4 protein-coding genes are annotated in these 2,701 nt (G+C 68.5%); 1 reads left to right on the forward strand and 3 read right to left on the reverse strand.

Annotated features, from left to right (window positions below; genetic code table 11):
- Window position 1: 1 nt before the first annotated feature.
- A complete protein-coding gene (locus ACIQ6O_RS16015; RefSeq protein ID WP_396208772.1) occupies window positions 2-856 on the reverse strand; it encodes a copper resistance D family protein in 855 nt (284 codons plus the stop codon).
- A 1-nt stretch (window position 857) separates the two neighbouring features.
- Window positions 858-1,268, reverse strand: coding sequence for a copper resistance protein CopC (locus ACIQ6O_RS16020; RefSeq protein ID WP_396208773.1), 411 nt, complete (start codon window positions 1,266-1,268; stop codon window positions 858-860).
- 250 nt (window positions 1,269-1,518) lie between these two features.
- Between ACIQ6O_RS16020 and ACIQ6O_RS16025 the strand changes: the two genes are divergently transcribed.
- Complete coding sequence (locus tag ACIQ6O_RS16025) at window positions 1,519-2,064, forward strand: c-type cytochrome (protein WP_396208774.1); 546 nt, start codon at window positions 1,519-1,521, stop codon at window positions 2,062-2,064.
- Between the two features lie 48 nt (window positions 2,065-2,112).
- On the opposite strand, the gene ACIQ6O_RS16030 is transcribed toward ACIQ6O_RS16025, so the two are convergent.
- Window positions 2,113-2,701, reverse strand: a 589-nt coding sequence (locus ACIQ6O_RS16030; RefSeq protein ID WP_396208775.1) for a GTP-binding protein, incomplete at its 5' end; no start/stop codon positions are given.

Consider the following 2,701-nt stretch of genomic DNA (forward strand, 5'->3'; position numbering starts at 1 on the left):
CCTACTCGCCCGGCGGCGCGGTGCCGGTGAGCACTGCGGTGACCCACAGCACAAAGGTCGCCACACCGATTTCCACCCACATGGTGCGGTTTACCGGCGCCGCACCACGCGCGATTCGTGATCGCTGCCGAGCGCCGATGGCGAGCACGACGATGACGAGCACGGTCTTGACCAGTAGCAGGAAGCCGTAGTCGCTCGAGACGATCATCGCGGGCGGCATCCCCAGCAACAGCCGCGCCCCGCTCCCGACGCCCGTGAGCACGGTCACGGGGGCCATGATCGTCGCGGTACGACTGAAGGTGCGCCACGCCGCATCGCGCAGCGCGAAGGCCGGCACGCGGGTGATGAGCAGCGTGGTGAGCAGCCCACCGATCCAGGCGCCCATCGCGGCCACGTGCATCGCATCGAGTACGCGCGCACCGATCGGCCACTGTTCGTCGGCAGCCGCGTGCCCCAGGCCACCGAGCGCCGCGGCCACGCCGAGCGACGCGATGAGCAGCACGAGCGACGTCGTGCGCGCGACGGGGAGCACCAGCGCGACCGATGCGAGCAGGCAGGCCATCGTGAGCTGACTCCACCCGTGTCCCCAGGCGGTATCAGCCAGCAGGACGGGAATGTCGGCGCGCGTCATCTCGAGTGCGTCGAGCTGCAGCTGCAGCAACAGCAGCGGCGCCGCCATCAGCGCGAGCGCGCCGATACGCGCGACAGTTCGTGGCATCGCCGTATCGAATACGCTGCGCGCCCCCGCCTTCCACTCGGGATCGAGAAACGCGACGCTCCCCCGACCAACCGCCATGAGCGCCCCGACGTACAGCAGCATCTTCGCCGTCAGCGGGCCCCACGCGGTCGCCTCCATGTCAGGGCGCCGACTTCACCGTGAAGCCGAACGTGCCGTTCACCACGTGGCCGTCCTTCGACATCGTCCTCCACGTCACGGTGTAGCGACCGGCGGCGAGCGGCGTGGTGAACTTGGCCTCGATGGGCGCATCGGCACCGGCGGCGCGTGTAACCTTCTCGGTCGCCACAGGCGCCTTCGCGTCGGTGGTGACGGTGATCTTCGTGGCCGGCAGCTCGGACCGTTCGGTGAGCCACAGGCGCACCGCATCGGGGCTCGAGGTCAGTACCGTGTCCTTGGCCGGGAACGAGCGCTTGAGCTTGAGATGCGGCAGGCGCGAGGCGCCAGCCGGCCCGGGCCAAGCGGCGCAGAGCGCGACACCAAGGGCGACCGCGGGGACCAGGGGCACGGTACGAGCAGCGAGTGGGATCATCGGTCGGATGTCGAGATATGTATGAAAGAGGGTCATTGAAACGTGCCGAACCTGGCAGCGCCGTGGAAGGCCGTTGCCTCGCGCGACTGCACTTCGGACTCGTATCGGACTCGTAGGGGAATTCCTGCTGTGGGAACGCGCAGTCGACCCCAGTATACACGTAGTCAGATGCCCGGCGATGGTGCCGGTCGCCTCGGTCGTGCCGGTCCACGAGGGATTCCCGTTCCGTTCACCCCACTCCGCTCGAACCATGCGATCCTCGATCATTCCGCTGACGTTGCTGGTCGGTGTCCTGAGCCTCACGGCATGCGGCGGCGACAAGCCGGCCGACACGGCACCCGCAGGAAGCGCTCCCCCGGCGAATGCAACGACTCCCACCGATTCGTCAGCGCCCGTTGCGGCGGCCGGTGCCGCGTCGATGCAAAAAGGACAGGAGGTGTACGGTCGCTGCATCGCCTGTCACCAGCAGAACGGCGCCGGGGTACCCGGTGCCTTCCCACCGCTTGCCGGTTCGGAGTGGATTACCGGCCCGGTCGCACGCCCCATCGCCATCGTGCTGCACGGCCTGCAGGGTGAACTCACCGTGAAGGGCACCACGTACAACGGCATGATGCTGGCGTACGGGACCGGCGTGGCGATGACCGATGAAGAGATCGCGGCGGTGCTCACCTACGTGCGTAGCAGCTTCGGAAACTCCGCCTCGGCTGTGACTGTCGAGGAGGTGGCGAAGGTGCGCGCGTCCACCGCCGGGCGTAGTACGCCCCTGACGCAGAAGGATCTCGAGGCCCTGCCGTAAGGTTCGCACACCGCTTTCGAGCCTCCTTATGCCACGTCAGGCCGCAGATCACCCCATGGCGAGCCGAACGAGGTCGGCCGCGATGTTCTCGACCGGCATCTCCACCCCGATGAACAACGCCGTGGGCTGCGCATCGGCGTGCGGCCACGACTGATCGAGTCGCACGCCGCTCCGACCGGGCACCCGGTGCCACACGTACATCGGCCCGGGCTCCTCCGCAAAACGCACGAGCCCCTTCGCGCGCACCACCGACGGTGGCAGTTCGCGCACGAACTGCTCGAAGGCGCGGCGTGCCACGACGGGCGGCATTGGGAGCGACACGCTGCCGAAGGGGTGCGTGTGCTTGTGGCCCGTCCCCTCGCTCGCCGACGTCGCGCCCGCCACGCGTCCACCGCGCGCCGCATCGTGGCGAACGGCATCCGCCAACTGCGCCAACTCCTCCACGTACCCCGGCGTTTCCACGAACGCCGCCCGCGCGTTCACCTCGCGCAACGACTGCTGCACGCTGGTGAGTCGTTCCGCCGACAGCTTGTGCGTCCAGTTGAGATACACGTGCGTGGCGGTGCTCACCTGCGCGCGCTCGAGCGCATTGTGCCACCACCGCTTCTGCCACCGCGCCGCATCCACCACCGTGAGC

Source organism: Gemmatimonas sp., from assembly GCF_044345575.1.
In the GTDB taxonomy this organism is placed as follows: domain Bacteria; phylum Gemmatimonadota; class Gemmatimonadetes; order Gemmatimonadales; family Gemmatimonadaceae; genus Gemmatimonas.